A 20476-nucleotide genomic window follows, 5' to 3' on the forward strand; every position below is an offset into this window, starting at 1 on the left:
GGGTCGGCGCGGGCGTTGCGGCGCGCGTCAGGCCATCACCTTGAAGCGCGACACGCCGGTGCGCAGGCTGTTGGCGACGTGCGTCAGATCGTCGATGGCCTGAGTCGACTGGCGCAGCGATTCCGCCGTCTGCTGCGCGGCCTCCGACAGTTGCGTCAGCGCCTGGGTGATCTGCTCGGCGCCGGTCGCCTGGGTCTGCATGCCCTCGTTGACCATCGAGAAACGCGGCGCGAGTTGCTGCACCTGCTGGATGATCTGCGTAAGATGGCCGCCCACGTTCTGCACGTCGAGCATGCCGCGCCGCACTTCCTCGGAGAACTTGTCCATGCCCATCACGCCCGCGGCCACCGCCGACTGGATCTCCTTGACCATCTGTTCGATGTCGTAGGTCGCGACGGCAGTCTGATCGGCGAGGCGGCGGATTTCGGTCGCCACGACCGCGAAGCCGCGGCCATATTCGCCGGCTTTTTCCGCTTCGATCGCCGCGTTCAGCGAGAGCAGGTTGGTCTGGTCCGCTACCTTGGTGATGGTGGCGACGACCTGGTTGATGTTGCTCGCCTTCTCATTGAGGATCGCCAGCTTGGCGTTGACCGAGCCGGCTGCTTCCATCACGAGGCGCATGGTTTCTTCCATGCGCGCGAGGCCGGCGTGGCCGGTGCCCGCGAGCGCGGCCGACTGGCCCGCCACTTCCGAAACTTCGTTCATGGTGCGCAGCAGATCGCGCGAGGTCGCGAAGATTTCACGCGAGGTGGCGCCGATCTCAGTGGTGGTGGCGGCGGTTTCGTTCGCGGTGGCCTGCTGCTCGCGCGAAGTCGCGGCGATTTCCGTTACCGACGTGGTCACCTGCATCGCCGACTTCTGCGCCTGGCCGACCAGCGCCGTCAGTTCGTCGGTCATGCGGTTGAAGCCGGCTTCGAGCGCGCCGATCTCGTCCGCGCGATTCAGTTCCAGGCGTTGCGTCAGGTCGCCGGTGCGCATCACGTCGACCACCTGCAGCACCTTCGCCATCGGTGTGGTGACGGCGCGCAGCAGCCAATAGCCGGCCAGCACGGCGACAACCGCGGCGAGCAGCATCATCACCAGCAGCACGATGCGGCTCGTCTCGACCGATTTGCGGATGCTTTCGGCGGCTTCGTCGGCGTAGGTTTTGTTGTCCTCGACCAGCTTGCGCACCGACAGGCGGCCCGTTTCCCAGATCGGCGTGAGCTGCGTGGTGAAGATGCGCGCGGCGTTTTCCTTCGAACCCGGCAGGGTGTTCAGCAGCGCCGCCTGCACGGGCAGGTACTGCGTGTGCTGCTGGCGGAAATCGTTGAACAGTTGCCGGTCGACGTCGCGGAAAATCGTCACGCCGTAGTCGTTGAGCAGCTTCTCCAGCGTCTGCTGGATTTCCTGCAGGCGCGCGGTGTCGCGTTTCGTGGAGTCGGGGTCCGCGTCGACATAGATCAGACGCTGCGTCACCGAATAGTTTTCGAACCAGGCCGCTCGCATCGCCGTTGCGTAGTAGAGGCCGGGCATCGAGTCCTGCTGCTGGCTCTTCGCGTCGCGGTCGATGCCGCCGAGCTGCTCAAAAGTGACGATTGCCATTGCCAGCATCACGATCAGCACGATCCCGAAGCTGCATAGAATCCGTTGCCGGATGGTCCATTGTTTCACGCGCACGCCCCTTACTTTTTTGGCGTTGTCTCGAACCCAAGCTGTTTGACGCCGGTCCGCCTGGATCGAAGGGTAGGAAAGCCTTGCGATTCGTCAGATTCATCTGACGGGTAATGCGGCGAATTTTACATTGATCGGGAGATTGTTTGAGACCTGTAGATGCCGGCCGTGGATACCGCCTACGCGACCGCGCCACTTGCAGTTGTATCGTAATGTTCCGTTACCACTTGCAGCATCTATTTCGGCCCATGCCCTTCACAATCGGTCCCATGCCTGAACGGCGGGAGATAAACATGAAAAAGATCGCAGTGGCGTTGGTGATGGCGGGAAGTCTGTGCGTGGCGGGGCAAGCGTCTGCTCACGATCATGGCGGCGACGTGGTGGGTGCGCTGATCGGCGGCGCGGTGTTGGGCGCGGTGGTGACGTCCGCGTTGAATCCGGCGCCGGTGGTGGCTTATCAACAGCCTGTCTATGCGCAACCGGCGTATCAGCCCGCGCCGGCTTATGCGGGACCACCGCCGGGATACTGCTACGACCAGTACCAGCGCGCGTATGTCGCGTGCGGGGCGCCGCCGCCCGGGCAGTATGGGTACGGGCAGCCTCAGCCGCAACCGGGGTGGTGATCGACTGGGGTGTGCGCCATAAAGGCACGCCGCGATAAAAAAGGCCGTCGCCAATGCGACGGCCTTGTCATTTGATGCACCGTTCAGTGTTTGTGATGAAGCCACTCCGCGTAGTGCGTATCGAGCCAGCGCTCGAACTTCGGCGGCTTCGTATCATGGTGATAATGGGACGCTGCCCATATGGCAAGGCCGACTACCAGCATCACGGCAGGCCCCATCAGGTAAGCGATCAACGATTCAGACATCGGAGCCTCCGTATCGGCATGCATCGATGCTTCAGTTTAGGCGATGGAATCGGGGAAAGAAGGATGGAAATGAGGTGTGCGCAAGAGAGCATATAGGGCGCAAAACCTTGTTATTTAGAACCTGATGTGGAATGCACTTCTCTTTTCTGATCAGCTATTTGGGGCCGGCCCAAGTTGGATTGTGTACCAACGATTCCGGGTGCCGCGACCGGTCGGCGCGGCCGGCCAAAATCCCGCCGATGTCCGTCAGACCGAGCTGATCACTGCTTGCCGTCCGGCTTCAATCTGCCCGTCGACAAAGTCCGCCCAAGCCTGAACGATTCGACGCTGCTGCGCCACGTCATCCTCTTGGTGTGGGTTTTGCGCCTCGAGCGCCGACGCGCTGTCGAGTGCAACATCTCGCTGCGCGACCTCGCGCAAATGGGTCCACGCCGTGCGCCGGAAGTCATGCAGCACGAAATGCTCGACCTCCAGTCCGAGTGCCTTGACCGCCTGGTTCAGCGTACTTTTCGCAATGGACCGGTCGTCGCCCCTCACGCTCGGGAAGACGTAGTTCCGGCTCGCCTTCGCGCGGTGAAGCTCGCGCAGCATCGAGACCGCCTGGTGCGAAAGATAAACGACGCGGTCCCGATCGGCGTTCAGACGCGCGGCGGGAATCGTCCAGACCGCGTGGTCCAGATCAAATTCCGCCCACGCCGACTCGACCAGGTCCGACTTGCGCACCATCGTCAGCACCAGTAGATGCAGCGCCAGCTTCAACGGCCGGCGAATGCTCGACGCGTCGATCGCGTGCAGCATGGTGCCGATCTCTTCGCCGGAGAGCACGCGGGTGCGGCTGTCGAAGGTGGCGATGGAGCGCGCCGGCACGACCTCGGCGGGATTGCTGTTGGCGAGCTGCCGGGCGATCAGATACACATAGAGCCGTTTGACCACGTTGCGCGTGTGCAGCGCCATTTTCGGGGACCCACGGTTTTTGATCCGCTCGCAGATCGCGACGATGTCGTCGGGGGTCACGGCGTTGATCGGTTTGCCGCCGATCGCGGGCAACACGTCCTTGTCGAGGGCGCGGCGGGTCGTGCGGCGATATTCGTCCGACTTGCCGGCCATGGCTGTGGCGAGATAGAGCTCGGCCGCTTCGCGCAGAACGTCCGCGTTGCTTTCGGCGCCGCGATCGCGCCGCGCGGTGGCGACCGGCGAGATGCCCTGCGCGACCATCTCCACATACTTCTGCGCCTTGGCCCGCGCAACGCGCAGCGAGATCATCCGGTAGTCGCCGATGGTTGCGAGCGGCTGGCGTTTGCCGTTCAGCGTATAGCGGAAGCGCCAGACTTTCGTGCCGGTCGTCATGACTTCGATCACGAGGCCGTTGCCGTCGGCGACGCAATAGCGAGCTGCACGCGGCTCGAGTGCGCGGATTTGGGATTCGGTGAGGGGGACGGCTAAGCGGGGCATGCTCGGATCGTTGGTGCGCGGACAGCGGCGATTTTAAACCTTGCGCGTGCTGTGTACCAAAGACTTATGGCTTTTTGTGCTCACAGTGGCGGAAGAGCGGCGCGGCGACGGTAGTGATGAGACGCGATGCAAGCCTTATCTGGCAGCCATCCTCGCCCGATTCTGAATTCGCGTCTACTTGCCGATACAGAATCTGCTGAAAATCACCCCGAGCAGATCATCCGAACTGAATTCGCCAGTGATCGAGTTCAGCTGATCCTGCGCGAGCCGCAGTTCCTCGGCGAACAGATCGAGTGCCTGCGAGTTCTGATCCGCGTGTGCCGCGGCCGTCGCCAAATGCTCCTCGGCGGCGCGCAACGCAATCAGATGCCGCTCGCGCGCGAGGTAGACGCTTTCGGCGCCCGCCTGCCAGCCGGCGATCCGCAGCAACTCTTCGCGCAGCAGCGCCACGCCGTCGCCCTGTTTCGCCGACAAGCGCACCTCGCTGAGATCGAGGTCCGCATCGAGCGCTTGCGTCGCGGGCGCGAGGCCTGTCAGGTCCGTCTTGTTCAGCACGCGCACCACCGGCACGCCGCCAGGAAAGCGCCCGGAGATCGTCTCGTCCTCGGTGGTCATGCCGGTGCGCGCATCGAGCAGATGCAACACCACGTCCGCGCGCTCGATCTCGCTCCAGGTGCGCTCAATGCCGATTTTCTCGACCTCGTCCTCGGTATCGCGCAGGCCGGCGGTGTCGATCACGTGCAGCGGAATGCCTTCGATCTGGATGGTCTGCGCGACTTTGTCGCGCGTGGTGCCCGCGATCGGCGTGACGATGGCCAGCTCCGCGCCGGCCAGCGCATTCAGCAGCGACGACTTGCCGACGTTCGGCTGGCCCGCCAGCACCACCGACAAACCCTCGCGCAACAATGCGCCTTGCCGCGCTTCGCTCAACACGTTCGCCAGGCGCTCGCGGATGCGCGTGAGTTTGCCGCGCGCGTCGGCGGCTTCGAGGAAGTCGATCTCTTCCTCCGGGAAGTCGAGCGTCGCCTCGACCAGCATCCGCAGCGTGATCACGTCTTCGACCAGCGCATGGATGTCGCGCGAGAACGCGCCGTCGAGCGAGCGGCCCGCCGAGCGCGCGGCCGCCTCGGTGCTGGCCTCGATCAGATCGGCGACGGCTTCGGCTTGCGCCAGATCCAGCTTGTCGTTCAGGAAGGCGCGGCGCGTGAACTCGCCCGGCTCGGCCAGCCGCAGACCGAACCCACGGCCGGCGTCGATGCAACGCTGCAGCACGAGTTGCAGCACGACCGGACCGCCGTGGCCTTGCAGTTCGAGAACGTGTTCGCCGGTGTACGAGTGCGGCGCCGGAAAGTACAGCGCGATACCGCGGTCGAGCGCAGCGCCGTTGCCGTCGAGGAACGGGACGTAGCTGGCGTGGCGCGGCACGAGTGTCTGGCCGGTGAGCGCCCGCATGAGCGGCTGGGCCGCTGCCTCGCCCGCACGCCCGAACGAGATCCGCACGACACCGATGCCTCCCCGGCCTGGCGCGGTAGCAATGGCGACGATGGGATCGGAGTCGGTGGTCAGCATGAAAATGTGGCAAAAGCGGAGAGAAGGGCGGGACAGCCGGTCGATGCAGCGCGAGGCATTGTAACGCGGGTGCCTACCGCAACCGCTTCGGAGCATCGGAACCCAGGTTTGTCGCCGCATTGTCGGGACAAATCGGATTTATCTCAAATAAGCTAGGATTGCTACTGCAATATCTCGGAATAAATAGGACGAGATAAGACAACCAGCGCGCGAAGAAGCCAGCCAGACAAAGAAAAAACGGAAGAAATCAAATTCCCGAAAACGCTTTGCCCGACGCGCACGGCAAGCTAAAACTATCTCAAATACGCTAAGACTAAGCTTGTCAGGTTGTCAACTGGTTGGACGCTGAATTGCACAATCTGGCCCATGCCAACCGACAAAGAAAAAGCCGCCTTCGCCAAACGGTTGAAGGATCTGCTGGAGCCGCTCAAGATTCGCGGCGGGACCAAACTCGCCGAGCAATTCAATCTGCGCTATCACGGCGAGCGTCCCGTTACGCCGCAAACCGCGCACAAGTGGCTCACCGGCACGACGATCCCGAAGCCGGACAAGCTGCGCACGTTAGCCGAATGGCTGAACGTCAAGGAGCATTGGCTTCATTACGGACCGCCACCGGGTTCGAGCAGCAGACCGCTGGCGCGCGGCGAGAAATATCCACCCACGCCGGAGACGATTGAACTCGCTTCCAAGATCGCGTCGCTGATGCCAAAAGACCGCAACCTCGTCGAGGAGATGATCGAGCGTTTTTACGGCGAGGACACTGAAGAGTAGTTGAGGCGGCAGCCCGGATTCGAGCGCCCATAGAAAAAGCCGTCCGGTTTGCACCGGGCGGCTTTTTTGTCGCTGCACTGTCAGCCAGCGTCGGCTTGCGTCAGACGGGAGGCGGCTTTGCCGCCCGCCGCCTCGTACAAGACTCAGGCCGGCTTCACCTTCGTCTTGCCCATCATTCGCGTGATGTAGTACTGCTGCGCGATCGACAGCACGTTGTTCACGACGTAGTACAGCACCAGACCGGCCGGGAAGAAGAAGAACATGACCGAGAACGCGATCGGCATGAACATCATCATCTTCGCTTGAACCGGGTCCGGCGGCGTCGGGTTCAGCTTGGTCTGCAGGAACATCGAGACGGCCATCAGCACCGGCAGGATGAAGAACGGGTCCTGCTGCGAGAGATCGTGAATCCACAGAATCCACGGCGCGCCGCGCATTTCCACCGACGACAGCAGCACCCAGTACAGCGAGATGAACACCGGAATCTGGATCACGACCGGCAGACAGCCGCCGAACGGATTGACCTTCTCGGTCTTGTACAGCTCCATCAGCGCCGCGTTCATCTTTTGCGGATCGCCCTTGAAGCGCTCGCGCAGCGCCTGCATGCGCGGCGTGATCGCCTTCATGCGCGCCATCGACTTGTAACTCGCGGCCGACAGCGGGAAGAACACCGCCTTGATCAGCACCGTGAGCAGCACGATCGACCAGCCCCAGTTGCCGACATAGCTATGGATCTTCTCGAGCAGCCAGAACAGCGGCTTCGCGATGATCGTGACCCAGCCGTAGTCCTTCACCAGTTCCAGACCCGGCGCGATGCCTTCGAGCATGCGCTCTTCTTCCGGACCGGCGAACAGGCGCGCCGACACGCTGACGGTCTGGCCCGGCGCGATGGTCGGCAGCGGTTGCTTGACGCCCACGCGGTACAGCGACGGATCGATCTTCTCGACGTAGATGTCGCGCTTCGCACCTTGCTGCGGGATCCAGGCCGACGCGAAGTAATGCTGGACCATCGCGATCCAGCCGTTGTCGGCCGAGGTTGCGTAATCCTGCTTGTTCTTGTCGATGTCGCCGAACGTCATCTTCTGGAAGTGATGCTGGTCGGTGTAGACAGCCGGTCCGATGAACGTGTGCGAGAAGCGCGGCGTTTCCACCGGCTGGTCGTCACGCACCAGTTCCATGTAGACCGACGGCGACACCGGCGTCGTGCCGACGTTCTGGATCTTCGTGTCGACGCCGATCACGTAGCTGCCGCGGGTGAACGTGTAGGTCTTGATGACCTTCACGCCACCTTTTTCCGGCGACTCGAAGCTCAGGCTGAACGATTTTTCGTCGCCCTTCAGTTCGGTCTGCTGGTTCGGCATCAGCGTGAACACGTCGTTGTGGTTCGGGAAATCGCCGCCGAGCAGACCCGTGCGGGCCAGATACGTGTGATTGTCGGTGCGGTCGAACAGCGTGATCACCAGATCAGGCGTCTTGCCGTCGCCCTGCTTGACGAGCGACAGCCGCGACAATGTGCCACCGCGCGTATCGATCTCACCGGTGTAGACGTCGGTGGAGAACTTCACGAGCTGCGATTGCGCTGCGCCCGGCGCGTTGCCGGGCGCGGCTGCGTGGGTGGCCGGCAGATCGGCCGGCTGGGTTCCCGGCGTCGTGGTTCCCGGTGCGGCGCTACCGACGGTCTTGGTCGGCGTGGCGCTCGGGAAGAACATCGACGGGCGTCCGTGGTCGCGTTGCCAGTTGTCGAACAGCATGACAGCTGACATGAAAAAGATGACCCATAGGACGGTGCGTTTGATATCCATGCGTTGTCTCAGTGTCGATGGAACGGCGCGTCAGCGCTTTTCAGAAGTGGGAGGCGGGACGAGATCGATGCCGCCCGCGGAAAACGGGTGACAGCGGCAAATACGCCTGGCGGCGAGATAAGTCCCGCGCGCGGCGCCATGATACTGGATTGCTTCGCGCGCGTAATCAGAGCAGGAAGGGTAAAAACGGCACCGGTTGCCGAGCATTGGGCTCACGGCAAGCTTGTAAAAACGCAATAAAGCGATGAGTACCGTTTGCATGGCAGGTGCGGCCGGACAGCGCCGCGCAACGTGGAGTACCGGGTGACGCCCGCGCAGCCCGGCTGCCAAAGCTGCCTGAACTGCCAAAACTCGAATACGGGCGGTCACTTGAGCGTCATTCCGTCTTGGGCGCTTCCGCGGGCGGCGCCTCGCGACGGACAATTTCGCGCGCTGCCTTGTCGAGCAGCGCCTCGATTTCGCTGCGGCACAACGCCTTCAACGGCGGTGACGAAGCGCTCGGCAAAGCCTTCTTGTCGAAACGCGTGTGCAAACGCAGCAGCACATCCCAACCGCCGAACTCCGCGCGACGCAGCCGGAAAGCTTCACGCGCGATTCGACGCACCAGATTACGCGTGGCCGCGCGCGGCGCATACTTCTTGCCGATTACGAGGCCCAAGCGAGCTTCATTGCCGGTGGGCCGGCCGTACACCACGAAGTGCGCGGTGCGGCGCCACGGGCGCAAACGAAAAACGGATGAAAATTCATCCGTTTTCAGCAGCCTTGCGGCTTTGGGGAAGGCGGCTTGCGCTCGCAACGGAACCGAGCCCTGTTGCTGCGCCCCTGCCGCTCCCGCTTCGCCGCGGGCTTCGGTCACAGCGCGCAATCCGCTCGCCTTAGATGGCGAGGCGCTTGCGGCCCTTCGCGCGGCGTGCGTTGATGACCTTGCGGCCACCTGCGGTCTTCATGCGAACGCGAAAGCCGTGGGTGCGCTTGCGACGGGTGACGGAAGGTTGGTAAGTACGTTTCATGTTGCTCTCACTTGATCGAAAAAAAACCGCGCGATCATCGCTGAAAGCGCAATGGCCGGAGGTTTACTCTGAATTGGTTTTCGCGGAACCCGCTATTTAAACCGCTTTTCCGTTGGCCGTCAATAGTTTAGCCTGGTTCGGCCGCAAGCCGGACTTTGTTCGCCAGATGATCAGTCCCTGTGGATAACTCCCTTGCCGGTCCGTTTTGGCGTTAGAATCTCGCCTTACTTCCCAAAAATGCTGCACGCCGCTCCGGCTCGCTTGCCCCGCAAACCCTTGTGGCACAGGCGCCTGGGGCCGTTACGCCTGGCTGCTCAGGGCCTTGTTGCGTGCGCGCGACAAGGGCAGCGGCGACCGCCGTGCACACCATAACGACAGCAACTCGATGAACGATTTCTGGCAACACTGTTCCGCATTGCTGGAGCGTGAGCTCACGCCCCAGCAGTACGTGACGTGGATCAAACCGTTGGCCCCGGTCGCCTTCGACGCCGCTGCGAACACACTTAGCATCGCTGCGCCGAACCGCTTCAAGCTCGACTGGGTCAAGAGCCAGTTCTCCGGCCGCATCGCGGATATGGCCCGCGATTTCTGGCACGCGCCGGTCGACGTGCAATTCGTACTGGACCCGAAAGCAGGCATGCGCGCCCCGGTGGCGTCGTCGCCAGCGCCGGCGCGTCCTGCTTCGGCCGCGCCAATGGGCGGCCATGCCGGTGGGGGCGCCGCGGTCGACGCGGCCGTGGGCGCCGTGCAAGCGGCGCAGATGGCGCGCGCCAACCAGGCGATGGCCGCGCAAAACGCGCACGCCCGCGCGGCGGCCGAAGATGCCGCCGACCTCGATCTGCCGAGCCTCGACGCGAACGAAGCTGCGGCCGCACGCCGCACCTGGCGTCCGGGCCAGAGCGCGGGCTCGAACAGCAGCGGCGAAAATGACTCGATGTACGAGCGTTCGAAGCTGAACCCTGTGCTGACGTTCGACAACTTCGTGACCGGTAAGGCCAACCAGCTCGCGCGCGCCGCGGCGATTCAGGTTGCGGACAATCCGGGCATCTCGTACAACCCGCTGTTCCTGTATGGCGGCGTGGGTCTGGGCAAGACCCACCTGATCCACGCGATCGGCAACCAGCTTTTGATGGACAAGGCCGGCGCGCGGATTCGCTACATTCACGCGGAACAGTATGTGTCCGACGTGGTGAAGGCCTACCAGCGCAAGGCATTCGACGACTTCAAGCGCTACTACCACTCGCTCGACCTGCTGCTGATCGACGATATTCAGTTCTTTTCCGGCAAGTCGCGCACACAAGAGGAATTCTTCTACGCGTTCGAGGCGCTGGTCGCGAACAAGGCGCAGGTGATCATCACCAGTGATACGTATCCGAAGGAAATCTCGGGTATCGACGACCGCCTGATCTCGCGCTTCGACTCCGGCCTGACGGTCGCGATCGAGCCGCCCGAGCTGGAAATGCGCGTCGCGATTCTGATGCGCAAGGCGCAATCGGAGTTCGTCAGCCTGAATGAGGACGTCGCGTTCTTCGTCGCCAAGCACTTGCGCTCGAACGTGCGCGAGCTGGAAGGCGCGCTGCGCAAGATCCTCGCGTATTCGAAGTTCCACGGCCGCGAAATCACGATCGAACTGACCAAAGAAGCGCTGAAAGACCTGCTGACGGTGCAGAACCGGCAGATTTCGGTGGAAAACATCCAGAAGACCGTGGCTGATTTCTACAGCATCAAGGTCGCGGACATGTATTCGAAGAAGCGTCCGGCGAACATTGCGCGGCCGCGGCAGATCGCGATGTATCTGGCGAAGGAGCTGACGCAGAAGAGCCTGCCGGAAATCGGCGAGCTGTTTGGCGGGCGCGACCATACCACCGTGCTGCATGCAGTGCGCAAAATTGCCGACGAGCGCAGCAAGGACGCGCAACTGAACCACGAACTGCACGTGCTGGAGCAGACGCTGAAGGGCTGAGCGGCCCGGACGGAAAAATCGACCTGTTTATTTTCAAACTCGCCCCCATTTTAGTGAGGCGGTTCCGTTTTCAGGCACAATACAGGTTTAACCGCCCGGCGGCCGCGGGCGGATTCACGCCGTGACGGGCGCTGCGTGGCGCCGGCGGGGAGCCACGGCTGCGCGCTGGAATGCTTGCCTGGCAAGGCGTGCAGGCCGTTATATCAACGAAGGAACTCTATGCAACTGGTCAAGACCGAACGCGATAACCTCCTCAGGCCGCTGCAAACTGTGAGCGGCATCGTCGAACGCCGCCATACGTTGCCGATCCTCGCCAATTTGCTGATTACCAAGAACGGCCCGGACGTGTCGTTCCTGTCGACCGACCTGGAGTTGCAGATCACCACGCGTGCCGATTTCGGCGTGGGCGGCGATTCGGTGGCGACCACGGTGGCGGCACGCAAGCTCCTCGACATTCTGCGCGCGATGCCCGACGGCCAGGTCACGCTCACGCTGAACGACAAGCGTTTGACGGTGCAGTCCGGCAAGAGCCGCTTTGCGCTGCAAACGCTCGCCGCCGACGAATTCCCGACAGTCGCGCAAGCTAAAGACTACGGCGCGAGCCTGGTGGTTCCGCAGAAGACGTTCCGCCAGTTGCTCGGTATGGTCCATTTTTCGATGGCCCAGCAGGACATCCGCTACTACCTGAACGGCATGCTGCTGGTGGTGGACGGCGACCAGTTGATGGCAGTCGCAACCGACGGCCACCGCCTGGCGTTTTCGTCGATGAAGATCGAAGGCTCGTTCGCGCGTCAGGAAGTGATCATTCCGCGCAAGACGATTCTGGAATTGCAGCGCCTGCTGGAAGACATCGACGACACGCTGAAGATCGACATCGCGCAAACGCAGGTCAAGTTCACGTTCGGCCAGGTCGAACTGGTGTCGAAGCTGGTGGAAGGCAAATTCCCCGACTTCCAGCGCGTGATTCCGAAGTCGCACAAGAATCAATTCCTGATTGGCCGCGAAGAATTGCAGCGTTCGCTGCAACGCGCGGCGATCTTGACGTCGGACAAATTCAAGGGCGTGCGCTGCATCATCGAGCCGGGCCAGTTGAAGATCATGTCCACCAACGCCGATCAGGAAGAGGCGCAGGAAGAACTGGAAATCGCATACGACGGCGACAGCGTCGACATCGGATTCAACGTCACGTATCTGCTCGACGTGCTCGCGAACCTGAAGGTCGACATGTTGCAGGTGAGCCTGGGCGACGCCAGCTCCAGCGCGTTGATCACGATTCCCGAGAACGACGAATTCAAATACGTGGTGATGCCGATGCGCATCTAACGCGTCCAACACCAATAACACACCAAGGGGCGCAGCGCCCCTTTGGCGTTTTTATGGCGATTTGAAAAGTCCCGAGCAGCAACCTTGCAGTAACGCAGAACCGGAAAAAATCCATGACTGAAACGAACAATACGCAACCCGACAACAGCTACGGCGCCTCGTCCATTCAGATCCTCGAAGGTCTGGAGGCTGTGCGCAAGCGGCCGGGGATGTACATCGGGGATACATCGGATGGCACCGGTTTGCACCACCTCGTGTTCGAAGTGCTCGACAACTCGATCGACGAGGCACTGGCCGGGCACTGCAACGACATCCAGGTGATCATTCACGCGGACAACTCCATTTCCATCACCGACAACGGCCGAGGCGTGCCGACCGGCCTGAAGATGGACGACAAGCACGATCCGAAGCGCAGCGCCGCTGAAATCGTGATGACCGAGCTGCACGCCGGCGGCAAGTTCGACCAGAACAGCTACAAGGTGTCCGGCGGTTTGCACGGCGTGGGCGTGTCGTGCGTGAACGCGCTGTCGGCGTGGCTGCGCCTCGTCGTGCGCCGCGACGGCAAGAAGCACTTCATGGAATTCCACCGTGGCGTGCCGCAAAACCGTGTGATCGAAGAGATCGACGGTGTCGCCGTGTCGCCGATTCAAGTGGTGGGTGAGACCGAAAACCGCGGCACCGAAGTGCACTTCATGGCCGACGAGACGATCTTCGGCAATGTCGAATATCACTACGACATTCTGGCCAAGCGGATTCGCGAACTGTCGTTCCTGAATAACGGCGTGCGGATTCGCCTGAGCGATCAGCGTTCGGGCAAGGAAGACGATTTCGCGTTTGTCGGCGGCGTGAAGGGTTTTGTCGAGTACATCAACAAGACCAAGAGCGTATTGCACCCCACCATTTTCCACGTGAACGGCGAGAAAGACGGCGTGGGCGTGGAAGTGGCGATGCAGTGGAACGACAGCTACAACGAAAACGTGCTGTGCTTCACGAACAACATTCCGCAGCGCGACGGCGGCACGCACCTGACCGGCTTGCGTGCGGCGATGACACGCGTGTTGAACAAGTACATCGCCGATCACGAAGTCGCGAAGAAAGCGAAGGTTGAGACCTCGGGCGACGACATGCGCGAGGGGCTGTCGTGCGTGCTGTCGGTCAAGGTGCCGGAGCCGAAGTTCAGCGCACAGACCAAGGACAAGCTGGTGTCGTCGGAAGTGCGCGCGCCGGTGGAAGATGTGGTCGCGAAGGCGCTCGAGGAATTCCTGCTGGAAACGCCGAACGACGCGAAGATCATTTGCGGCAAGATCGTCGATGCGGCGCGCGCACGCGATGCGGCTCGCAAGGCGCGTGAAATGACGCGTCGTAAGGGCGTGCTCGATGGCGTCGGTCTGCCTGGGAAGCTCGCGGACTGCCAGGAGAAGGATCCGGCGAAGTCGGAGATTTACATCGTCGAGGGCGACTCGGCAGGCGGCTCGGCGAAGCAGGGGCGTGACCGGAAGTTTCAGGCGATCTTGCCGCTGCGCGGCAAGGTGCTCAACGTCGAGAAAGCGCGCTATGACAAGCTGCTTTCTTCGGAGCAGATCGTGACGCTGATTACCGCACTCGGATGCGGGATCGGCAAGGAAGACTACAACCTCGATAAGCTGCGTTATCACCGGATCATCATCATGACCGATGCTGACGTTGACGGGGCGCACATTCGGACGCTGTTGTTGACGTTCTTCTATCGGCAGATGCCGGAGATGATCGAGCGCGGGTATATCTATATCGCGCAACCGCCGCTGTACAAGATCAAGGCCGGCAAGGACGAGCGGTATCTGAAGGATGAGTCCGAGGTCAATGCTCATATTCTGAAGCTTGCGCTGCAAGGGTCGGAGCTATTGCCGGCCGAGAATGCAACGCCGATTACCGGCGATGCGCTGGGCGAATTGGCTCGCGCTTATTTGCTTGCGCAAGCTGTGGTCAATCGTCTGAGCCGGTTGTATGACGCCGGAGCGCTTGAGGCTGTGATGGATGGGGTTGCTATCGACCTCTCTAGCGAAACGGCCGCTGAGACGTCGGCTAAAGCGCTCGAGGCAAAGTTGCGCGATGATGCGCTGAAGCCTGAAGTGACGGTCACGACGATGTATGACCCGGTGCGTGAGCTGCGCTCGCTGCGCGTCGCGCGCACGCATCATGGCAATCAGAAAGTCTCCGTGCTGGATGAAGAGTTTCAGTTGACCGCGGATTATCAGCAGCTGGTCAATACCGCGAATACGTTCAAGGGCTTGATTGGCGCTGGGGCTGTGATCAAGCGTGGGGAGCGCAGTATGGCTGTCAGCGACTTCAAGAGTGCGATGAAGTGGCTCCTGGCCGATGCTGAACGCAATGTCTCCAAGCAGCGCTATAAGGGCCTCGGTGAGATGAACCCCGCGCAGCTTTGGGAAACGACGATGGATCCGGCTGTGCGGCGTTTGCTTCGTGTGCAGATTGAGGATGCTATTGCTGCTGACGGCATCTTTACCACGCTGATGGGCGATGATGTGGAACCGCGTAGGGCTTTCATCGAGTCGAATGCGTTGCGGGCGGGGAATATTGACGTTTGAGTGGGTAGTTTTTCCCTAGGGCGCCGGAGTAATCGCGACTGGCCTGCCTTATGTGAAAGCAGCCTCAGCATTTTGATTTGCGGCCTTTTAGGCGCGGCGGGGTGAGTGTCCCAGTCACTCGCTCCCATCGATAAATTCGGACGGGTTACGAGCTTTTTGCTTGTAACCCTTTTTGTTTTCTGAAGCCTACCTCCTGACAAAATTGACCAGTTAGCCGACGGGATGGCGTTACGCGAGTAGGCCAAAAAAATCTGTCGGTACGTTCGCAGTACGAATCGAACTTCGTCGTCAATTAGACTCAGATCATCTAGCTCCGCATAGTCGCGCGGGTCAAAGCAGGCATTCTTGTGTTCATACAGGAATGCACGGCGTTGGCCGCCGAAAACTCCCCACACGATCCGCCACACCCCAAAACTTATCCACACCCTCCTCTGGATAACTCTTGTAAAGACCCCCTGGCACCTTGTGCACGAAACCTTGATAAACCCACCGTCCAACCTGGCGGCAGAAAAGTTTTCCCAGGCTCCGCTCGCCTGTCCGCCTGCGCTCCCACGGGTTATCGATTCCGCAGTCCCTTGATCCGTAAACGAAGTTCCAAGTTATCCACAGCCAGGAGCGATGCTTGTTAACTATTACTACGTATACATATACAAAGACTATAAAAACCAGAGAGGCACCCATAAAGCGCGCTGCGTATACGTGCGCAACCACACGCAAAACTCACCAAGCGATCAAACCAACGGTAAACAGATCTCGGTAAGCAGCTCGGCAGGCGCAGTGTCCTTCGGGCTATTCAGATACTCTTCGAACACCGGCGCATCCGCCGCCTCACGGCCCGACTGCACCAGCCACGTCCCATACAACCACTCATAAGCCGCACGCATATCGCTATACGGTCCCTTGTGCCGCAACACCGCGTACTCACCGCCTTTCACGTGCGTCACAGAGACCGGCACACTCACCGTCACCGAAGCCTGAATCGGATGCGGCAACAACACGCCCGCTTTCGAGCGCAGCGCGTTCTCTTCCACAACCCCAGGATCGTCGAAGTAAACCGCGATCATCCGCATCTGCGCCGCCAGCAGGTTATGTTTCGACAACCAGCCGAACAGCGCATCGAACGCCTTGCCGATCTGCATATACGGACCCACGTGATCCACCGACAGAATGTCCATCGGTTCCACGTTCCGAATCACGACCTCACGCATCGTCATTTGATCGTCTCCTGAGAGCGCCGGACGAAACCGGCTATGAGTGCCTTGCTTCCGGTGCCGCGCGGGCGGCATGCCAAAGGTCGCACGAAAAGTGCGCGAGAAAGACTGCAAGCTGCTATACCCCGAACGCTCGGCGATCTCCGCAATCGGTATCGAACTGTTCGCGAGAAAACCGGCCGCGCGATGCAAGCGCAAGCGGCGCACCGTCGTCGCGACCGTCTCGCCGTACATCGCTTGATAAATCCGATGCCAGTGATATGGCGACAAACACGCGATATCCGCCAGCCGTTCGATATCGAGCGGTTCGTCGAGATGATCGTAGATGTGGTCGAGCACGCGTGCGAGCCGCGTTTCATATCGAGCCCGATTGCCTGAATCGTTCATGACTGAGTGGACAGAAAAGCGGTGCGAATGGGATCCGGACAAAAACAAAAGTACCACGTCGCCGTTTACCAAATCCTGCGAACTTGGTGGACAGCGTGTAAACACATTTAAGCATCCGCTGATCCCGCTACGTGCCCGGAGAATTGCCGAATTTCGATAACACCTCGATTAATGGCTCACTACCATCGGCTGAAGCCTGTCGTCCCACGCAGCAAACGGTAAACATCAGGAGCGTCCGATGAAATCAGAGTCCAGCAATCAGCCCATCGGCAAGGTCATGCATCACGAGCTGAAGCAGACGCTCGGCACATGGCAGCTATGGGGCATCGCAGTCGGTCTCGTCATCTCCGGCGAATATTTCGGCTGGAGCTACGGCTGGGCGAGCGCCGGCACGCTCGGCTTCGTCATCACGGCGATTTTCATTGCCGCGATGTATACGACGTTCATCTTCAGTTTTACCGAACTCACCACGTCAATCCCGCATGCTGGCGGCCCATTTGCCTACGCGCGCCAGGCGTTCGGCCCGACCGGCGGCTATCTGGCCGGCGCGGCGACGCTGGTCGAATTCGTGTTTGCGCCACCGGCCATCGCGCTCGCAATCGGCGCCTATCTGCACGTGCAGTTCCCAGGTCTCGAGCCGAAGCACGCGGCAATGTGCGCGTATCTCGTGTTCATGGCGTTGAACATCGTCGGCGTGCAGATTGCCGCGGCCTTCGAGTTGTGCGTGACGCTGCTCGCCATCTTCGAACTGCTCGTCTTCATGGGCGTCGTGTCGCCGGGCTTCCGCTGGTCGAACTTCACGGCGGGCGGCTGGGCCGGCGCAAACACCTTCAGCATGGGTTCGTTCCACGGCATGTTCGCGGCGATTCCGTTCGCGATCTGGTTTTTCCTCGCGATCGAAGGCGTCGCGATGGCCGCCGAAGAAGCGCGCAACCCCAAGCGTTCGATTCCGATCGCCTACATCACCGGGATTCTGACGCTGGTGGTGCTCGCGATCGGCGTGATGGTGTTTGCCGGCGCGGCGGGCGACTGGACCAGGCTCGCGAACATCAACGACCCGCTGCCGCAAGCGATGAAGTTCATCGTCGGCGAACACAGCGGCTGGATGCATATGCTGGTGTGGCTCGGGCTGTTCGGACTCGTCGCGTCGTTTCACGGCATCATCCTCGGTTACTCGCGGCAGATCTTCGCGCTGGCCCGCGCGGGCTATCTGCCGGAGTGGCTGTCGAAAGTGCATCCGCGCTTCAAGACGCCGCATCGCGCGATTCTGGCGGGCGGCGTAGTCGGCATCGCGGCGATCTACAGCGACGAGCTGATCCAGTTCGGCGGACAGACGCTGACGGCAAACATCGTGACGATGTCCGTGTTTGGCGCTATCGTGATGTATATCATCAGCATGTTGTCGCTGTTCAAGCTGCGCCGCACGGCGCCGAACATGGAACGACCGTTCCGCGCGCCGCTCTTTCCATTGTTCCCGGCGTTCGCGTTGATCGCCGCGCTGATCTGTCTGGCTACGATGGTCTACTTCAACTTTCTGGTGGCGGTCGTGTTCGCAATCTTTCTCGTGCTGGGCTACGTCTACTTCCTGTTGACGCGCCATCAACGCGACACGGCGTCAGCGGATGTTTTGCTGGAAGAATGACGGATCGGGGCCGCTGCGCGTGCGGCGGCGATTGGAGTCGTAAATATGAGCTACACCGAGTCGATTGGCAGCCGCACGTATCGCTTCGCGGATCTGAAAACGCTGCTCGCGAAAGCCAGTCCGCTACGATCCGGCGACCAGCTCGCAGGCGTCGCGGCAGCGAGCGAAGAAGAACGCGTCGCTGCAAAAATGGCGCTCGCGCAGGTGCCGTTGCGCGCGTTCCTCAACGAAGCGTTGATCCCCTATGAGAGCGACGAGGTCACGCGTCTGGTGATCGACGATCACTCTCCGCAGGCTTTCGCCGAGATCGCACATCTGACGGTCGGTGATTTCCGCAACTGGCTGCTGAGCAGCTCGACCGATGCCGACGCGCTCACCCGCATCGGCGCAGGCCTCACGCCGGAGATGGTCGCGGCGGTGTCGAAGCTGATGCGCAATCAGGATCTGATCGCGGCGGCGCGTAAACGTCCGGTGATCACGCGCTTTCGCAACACGGTCGGTTTACCGGGCCATATGTCGGTACGTCTGCAGCCGAATCATCCGACCGACGACGTCAAAGGCATCGCCGCGTCGATGCTCGACGGCCTGATGTACGGTTGCGGCGACGCGATGATCGGCATCAATCCGGCGAGCGACAATCTCGCCGCAATCACGAAGCTGTTGCTGATGATCGACGAGTTCCGCCAGCGCTATCAGGTGCCGACGCAATCGTGCGTGCTGACGCACGTGACCAACACGATCGCCGCCATCGAAAAGGGCGCACCGGTCGATCTGGTGTTCCAGTCGATCGCGGGCACGCAAAAAGCGAACGCGGGCTTCGGCATTTCGCTCGCGCTGCTGCAGGAAGCGTATGAAGCGGGACTGTCGCTGAAACGCGGCACGGTCGGCAGCAATCTGATGTACTTCGAAACCGGCCAGGGCAGCGCGCTGTCGGCCGACGCGCATTTCGGCATCGATCAACAAACTTGCGAAGTCCGCGCCTACGCGGTGGCGCGCAAGTTCAATCCGTTTCTGGTGAATACGGTGGTGGGTTTCATCGGTCCTGAGTATCTGTACGACGGCAAGCAGATCACGCGCGCCGGTCTCGAAGACCACTTCTGCGGCAAGCTGCTCGGCGTGCCGATGGGTTGCGACATCTGCTATACGAACCACGCCGAAGCCGATCAGGACGACATGGACAACCTGCTGACGCTGCTCGGTGTAGCGGGCATCAATTTCATCATGGGCATTCCGGGCGCGGACGACGTGATGCTCAACTATCAGAGCACGTCTTTCCACGACGCGCTGTATGTGCGCGACGTGCTCGGCTTGCGTCGCGCACCCGAGTTCGAAGAGTGGCTGGAGTCGATGCAGATCACCGACTCACGCGGCGCATTGCTGAGCGCGTCGGCACAACAACCGCTGCTGGAAGGCGCGCGCGACTGGATGGGCATCGTATGAGCGACTTCCTCGAAAAGAATCCGTGGAACGCGCTGCGCCAGTTCACCAACGCGCGCATCGCATTGGGCCGCGCGGGCAGCAGCTTGCCGACCGCGCCATTGCTCGCGTTCAACCTGTCGCATGCGCAGGCGCGCGACGCCGTACACCATCCGCTCGATGCCGATGTGTTGCACGAGCAGCTACACGCGCAAGGCTTCGAGTCACTGGACGTGCATAGCGCCGCGCCTGATCGCGAGCATTACTTGCGGCGTCCCGATCTCGGGCGGCGTTTGTCGGAAGCGAGCCGCGCGACACTCATGCAGCGATCGGCGCAGCCAAATGACGTGGTGTTCGTGATCGGCGACGGGCTGTCGGCGTTCGCCGCATCGAGGCAAGCAATCCCGTTGCTGCAAGCCGTTTGCCCGAAACTCGCGGATTGGAAAATCGGCCCCGTGGTGGTCGCGCGTCAGGCGCGCGTCGCACTCGGCGACGAGATCGGTGAGCTGCTCGATGCGAAGATCGTGGTGATGCTGATCGGCGAACGGCCCGGCCTGAGTTCGCCCGATAGCCTTGGCATCTATCTGACGTATGCGCCAAAAGTGGGTTGTAGCGACGCGCAACGCAACTGCATTTCGAATGTGCGCCCCGAAGGACTCGACTATCCGCTGGCCGCGCACAAGTTGCATTACCTGCTGACGCATGCGCGGCGCCTTGGGCTGACCGGCATCGGCCTGAAAGACGAAAGCGATGCGCTGCTGGCAAGTGTGCCAGCCACGCCCGCGGTGAGCGACGAGTCAAAGAATCCAGGCGCGGCGTAAACA

17 protein-coding genes are annotated in these 20476 nt (G+C 61.3%); 8 read left to right on the plus strand and 9 right to left on the minus strand.

What is annotated here, in order from left to right; all coding sequences use genetic code 11:
• Positions 1-27 precede the first annotated feature (27 nt).
• Entirely contained in the window at positions 28-1653 is a 1626-nt protein-coding gene (locus FVF58_RS11795) for a methyl-accepting chemotaxis protein (RefSeq protein ID WP_149670082.1), read from the minus strand.
• Between the two features lie 293 nt (positions 1654-1946).
• Between FVF58_RS11795 and FVF58_RS11800 the strand changes: the two genes are divergently transcribed.
• Positions 1947-2276, plus strand: a complete 330-nt coding sequence (locus FVF58_RS11800; protein WP_149670083.1) for an ecotin precursor — start codon at positions 1947-1949, stop codon at positions 2274-2276.
• Positions 2277-2359: 83 nt separating this feature from the next.
• Here FVF58_RS11800 and FVF58_RS51375 read toward each other — a convergent pair whose 3' ends face one another.
• From FVF58_RS51375 to mnmE, 3 genes are all read right to left on the minus strand, one after another.
• Entirely contained in the window at positions 2360-2521 is a 162-nt protein-coding gene (locus FVF58_RS51375; protein ID WP_188130793.1) for a hypothetical protein, read from the minus strand.
• 246 nt (positions 2522-2767) lie between these two features.
• A complete protein-coding gene (locus FVF58_RS11805; protein WP_149670084.1) occupies positions 2768-3973 on the minus strand; it encodes a tyrosine-type recombinase/integrase in 1206 nt (401 codons plus the stop codon).
• Positions 3974-4147: 174 nt separating this feature from the next.
• Positions 4148-5542: a tRNA uridine-5-carboxymethylaminomethyl(34) synthesis GTPase MnmE gene (mnmE, locus tag FVF58_RS11810; protein ID WP_149670085.1), complete on the minus strand. Its 1395-nt coding sequence runs from the start codon at positions 5540-5542 to the stop codon at positions 4148-4150.
• 366 nt (positions 5543-5908) lie between these two features.
• On the opposite strand from mnmE, the gene FVF58_RS11815 reads away from it, so the two are divergent.
• Positions 5909-6313: an XRE family transcriptional regulator gene (locus FVF58_RS11815; protein WP_149670086.1), complete on the plus strand. Its 405-nt coding sequence runs from the start codon at positions 5909-5911 to the stop codon at positions 6311-6313.
• A gap of 143 nt (positions 6314-6456) precedes the next feature.
• Here the strand turns inward: FVF58_RS11815 and yidC are convergent, their stop codons facing one another.
• From yidC to rpmH, 4 genes are all read right to left on the minus strand, one after another.
• The gene (yidC, locus tag FVF58_RS11820; RefSeq protein ID WP_149670087.1) at positions 6457-8115 is read right to left on the minus strand and encodes a membrane protein insertase YidC; all 1659 of its coding nucleotides are present in this window, start codon (positions 8113-8115) and stop codon (positions 6457-6459) included.
• A gap of 30 nt (positions 8116-8145) precedes the next feature.
• The gene (gene yidD, locus FVF58_RS11825) at positions 8146-8376 is read right to left on the minus strand and encodes a membrane protein insertion efficiency factor YidD (RefSeq protein ID WP_006050604.1); all 231 of its coding nucleotides are present in this window, start codon (positions 8374-8376) and stop codon (positions 8146-8148) included.
• Positions 8377-8491: 115 nt separating this feature from the next.
• Complete coding sequence (locus FVF58_RS11830) at positions 8492-8971, minus strand: ribonuclease P protein component (protein ID WP_149670088.1); 480 nt, start codon at positions 8969-8971, stop codon at positions 8492-8494.
• A 19-nt stretch (positions 8972-8990) separates the two neighbouring features.
• Positions 8991-9125, minus strand: a complete 135-nt coding sequence (rpmH, locus tag FVF58_RS11835) for a 50S ribosomal protein L34 (RefSeq protein ID WP_004198824.1) — start codon at positions 9123-9125, stop codon at positions 8991-8993.
• Positions 9126-9510: 385 nt separating this feature from the next.
• Between rpmH and dnaA the strand changes: the two genes are divergently transcribed.
• The 3 genes from dnaA to gyrB all read left to right on the plus strand — a co-directional run bounded on the left by dnaA (position 9511) and on the right by gyrB (position 14996).
• The gene (dnaA, locus tag FVF58_RS11845; RefSeq protein WP_223191144.1) at positions 9511-11088 is read left to right on the plus strand and encodes a chromosomal replication initiator protein DnaA; all 1578 of its coding nucleotides are present in this window, start codon (positions 9511-9513) and stop codon (positions 11086-11088) included.
• A 219-nt stretch (positions 11089-11307) separates the two neighbouring features.
• Positions 11308-12411, plus strand: a complete 1104-nt coding sequence (dnaN, locus tag FVF58_RS11850; protein ID WP_149670090.1) for a DNA polymerase III subunit beta — start codon at positions 11308-11310, stop codon at positions 12409-12411.
• A 113-nt stretch (positions 12412-12524) separates the two neighbouring features.
• Complete coding sequence (gene gyrB / locus FVF58_RS11860) at positions 12525-14996, plus strand: DNA topoisomerase (ATP-hydrolyzing) subunit B (protein ID WP_149670091.1); 2472 nt, start codon at positions 12525-12527, stop codon at positions 14994-14996.
• Between the two features lie 731 nt (positions 14997-15727).
• On the opposite strand, the gene FVF58_RS11865 is transcribed toward gyrB, so the two are convergent.
• Positions 15728-16594: an AraC family transcriptional regulator gene (locus FVF58_RS11865; protein WP_149670092.1), complete on the minus strand. Its 867-nt coding sequence runs from the start codon at positions 16592-16594 to the stop codon at positions 15728-15730.
• 238 nt (positions 16595-16832) lie between these two features.
• On the opposite strand from FVF58_RS11865, the gene eat reads away from it, so the two are divergent.
• Genes eat through eutC form a run of 3 tightly spaced genes read left to right on the plus strand, consistent with a single transcriptional unit; the run spans position 16833 to position 20473 of the window.
• Positions 16833-18236, plus strand: coding sequence for an ethanolamine permease (eat, locus tag FVF58_RS11870; RefSeq protein ID WP_149670093.1), 1404 nt, complete (start codon positions 16833-16835; stop codon positions 18234-18236).
• 45 nt (positions 18237-18281) lie between these two features.
• Positions 18282-19676: an ethanolamine ammonia-lyase subunit EutB gene (locus FVF58_RS11875; protein ID WP_149670094.1), complete on the plus strand. Its 1395-nt coding sequence runs from the start codon at positions 18282-18284 to the stop codon at positions 19674-19676.
• Complete coding sequence (eutC, locus tag FVF58_RS11880; RefSeq protein WP_149670095.1) at positions 19673-20473, plus strand: ethanolamine ammonia-lyase subunit EutC; 801 nt, start codon at positions 19673-19675, stop codon at positions 20471-20473. The genes FVF58_RS11875 and eutC overlap by 4 nt, the downstream gene beginning before the upstream one ends.
• Positions 20474-20476 lie beyond the last annotated feature (3 nt).

The sequence above is a fragment of the Paraburkholderia panacisoli genome (genome assembly GCF_008369935.1).
Classification (GTDB): Bacteria; Pseudomonadota; Gammaproteobacteria; order Burkholderiales; family Burkholderiaceae; genus Paraburkholderia; species Paraburkholderia panacisoli.

Coding starts and splice junctions, on each gene's coding strand:
- FVF58_RS51375 (WP_188130793.1), bottom strand. CDS start 2,521: ATGTCTGAATCGTTGATCGCTTACCTGATGGGGCCTGCCGTGATGCTG.
- gyrB (WP_149670091.1), top strand. CDS start 12,525: ATGACTGAAACGAACAATACGCAACCCGACAACAGCTACGGCGCCTCG.
- eutC (WP_149670095.1), top strand. CDS start 19,673: ATGAGCGACTTCCTCGAAAAGAATCCGTGGAACGCGCTGCGCCAGTTC.
- rpmH (WP_004198824.1), bottom strand. CDS start 9,125: ATGAAACGTACTTACCAACCTTCCGTCACCCGTCGCAAGCGCACCCAC.
- mnmE (WP_149670085.1), bottom strand. CDS start 5,542: ATGCTGACCACCGACTCCGATCCCATCGTCGCCATTGCTACCGCGCCA.
- FVF58_RS11805 (WP_149670084.1), bottom strand. CDS start 3,973: ATGCCCCGCTTAGCCGTCCCCCTCACCGAATCCCAAATCCGCGCACTC.
- FVF58_RS11865 (WP_149670092.1), bottom strand. CDS start 16,594: ATGAACGATTCAGGCAATCGGGCTCGATATGAAACGCGGCTCGCACGC.
- yidD (WP_006050604.1), bottom strand. CDS start 8,376: ATGCAAACGGTACTCATCGCTTTATTGCGTTTTTACAAGCTTGCCGTG.
- eat (WP_149670093.1), top strand. CDS start 16,833: ATGAAATCAGAGTCCAGCAATCAGCCCATCGGCAAGGTCATGCATCAC.
- FVF58_RS11815 (WP_149670086.1), top strand. CDS start 5,909: ATGCCAACCGACAAAGAAAAAGCCGCCTTCGCCAAACGGTTGAAGGAT.
- dnaA (WP_223191144.1), top strand. CDS start 9,511: ATGAACGATTTCTGGCAACACTGTTCCGCATTGCTGGAGCGTGAGCTC.
- FVF58_RS11800 (WP_149670083.1), top strand. CDS start 1,947: ATGAAAAAGATCGCAGTGGCGTTGGTGATGGCGGGAAGTCTGTGCGTG.
- FVF58_RS11875 (WP_149670094.1), top strand. CDS start 18,282: ATGAGCTACACCGAGTCGATTGGCAGCCGCACGTATCGCTTCGCGGAT.
- dnaN (WP_149670090.1), top strand. CDS start 11,308: ATGCAACTGGTCAAGACCGAACGCGATAACCTCCTCAGGCCGCTGCAA.
- yidC (WP_149670087.1), bottom strand. CDS start 8,115: ATGGATATCAAACGCACCGTCCTATGGGTCATCTTTTTCATGTCAGCT.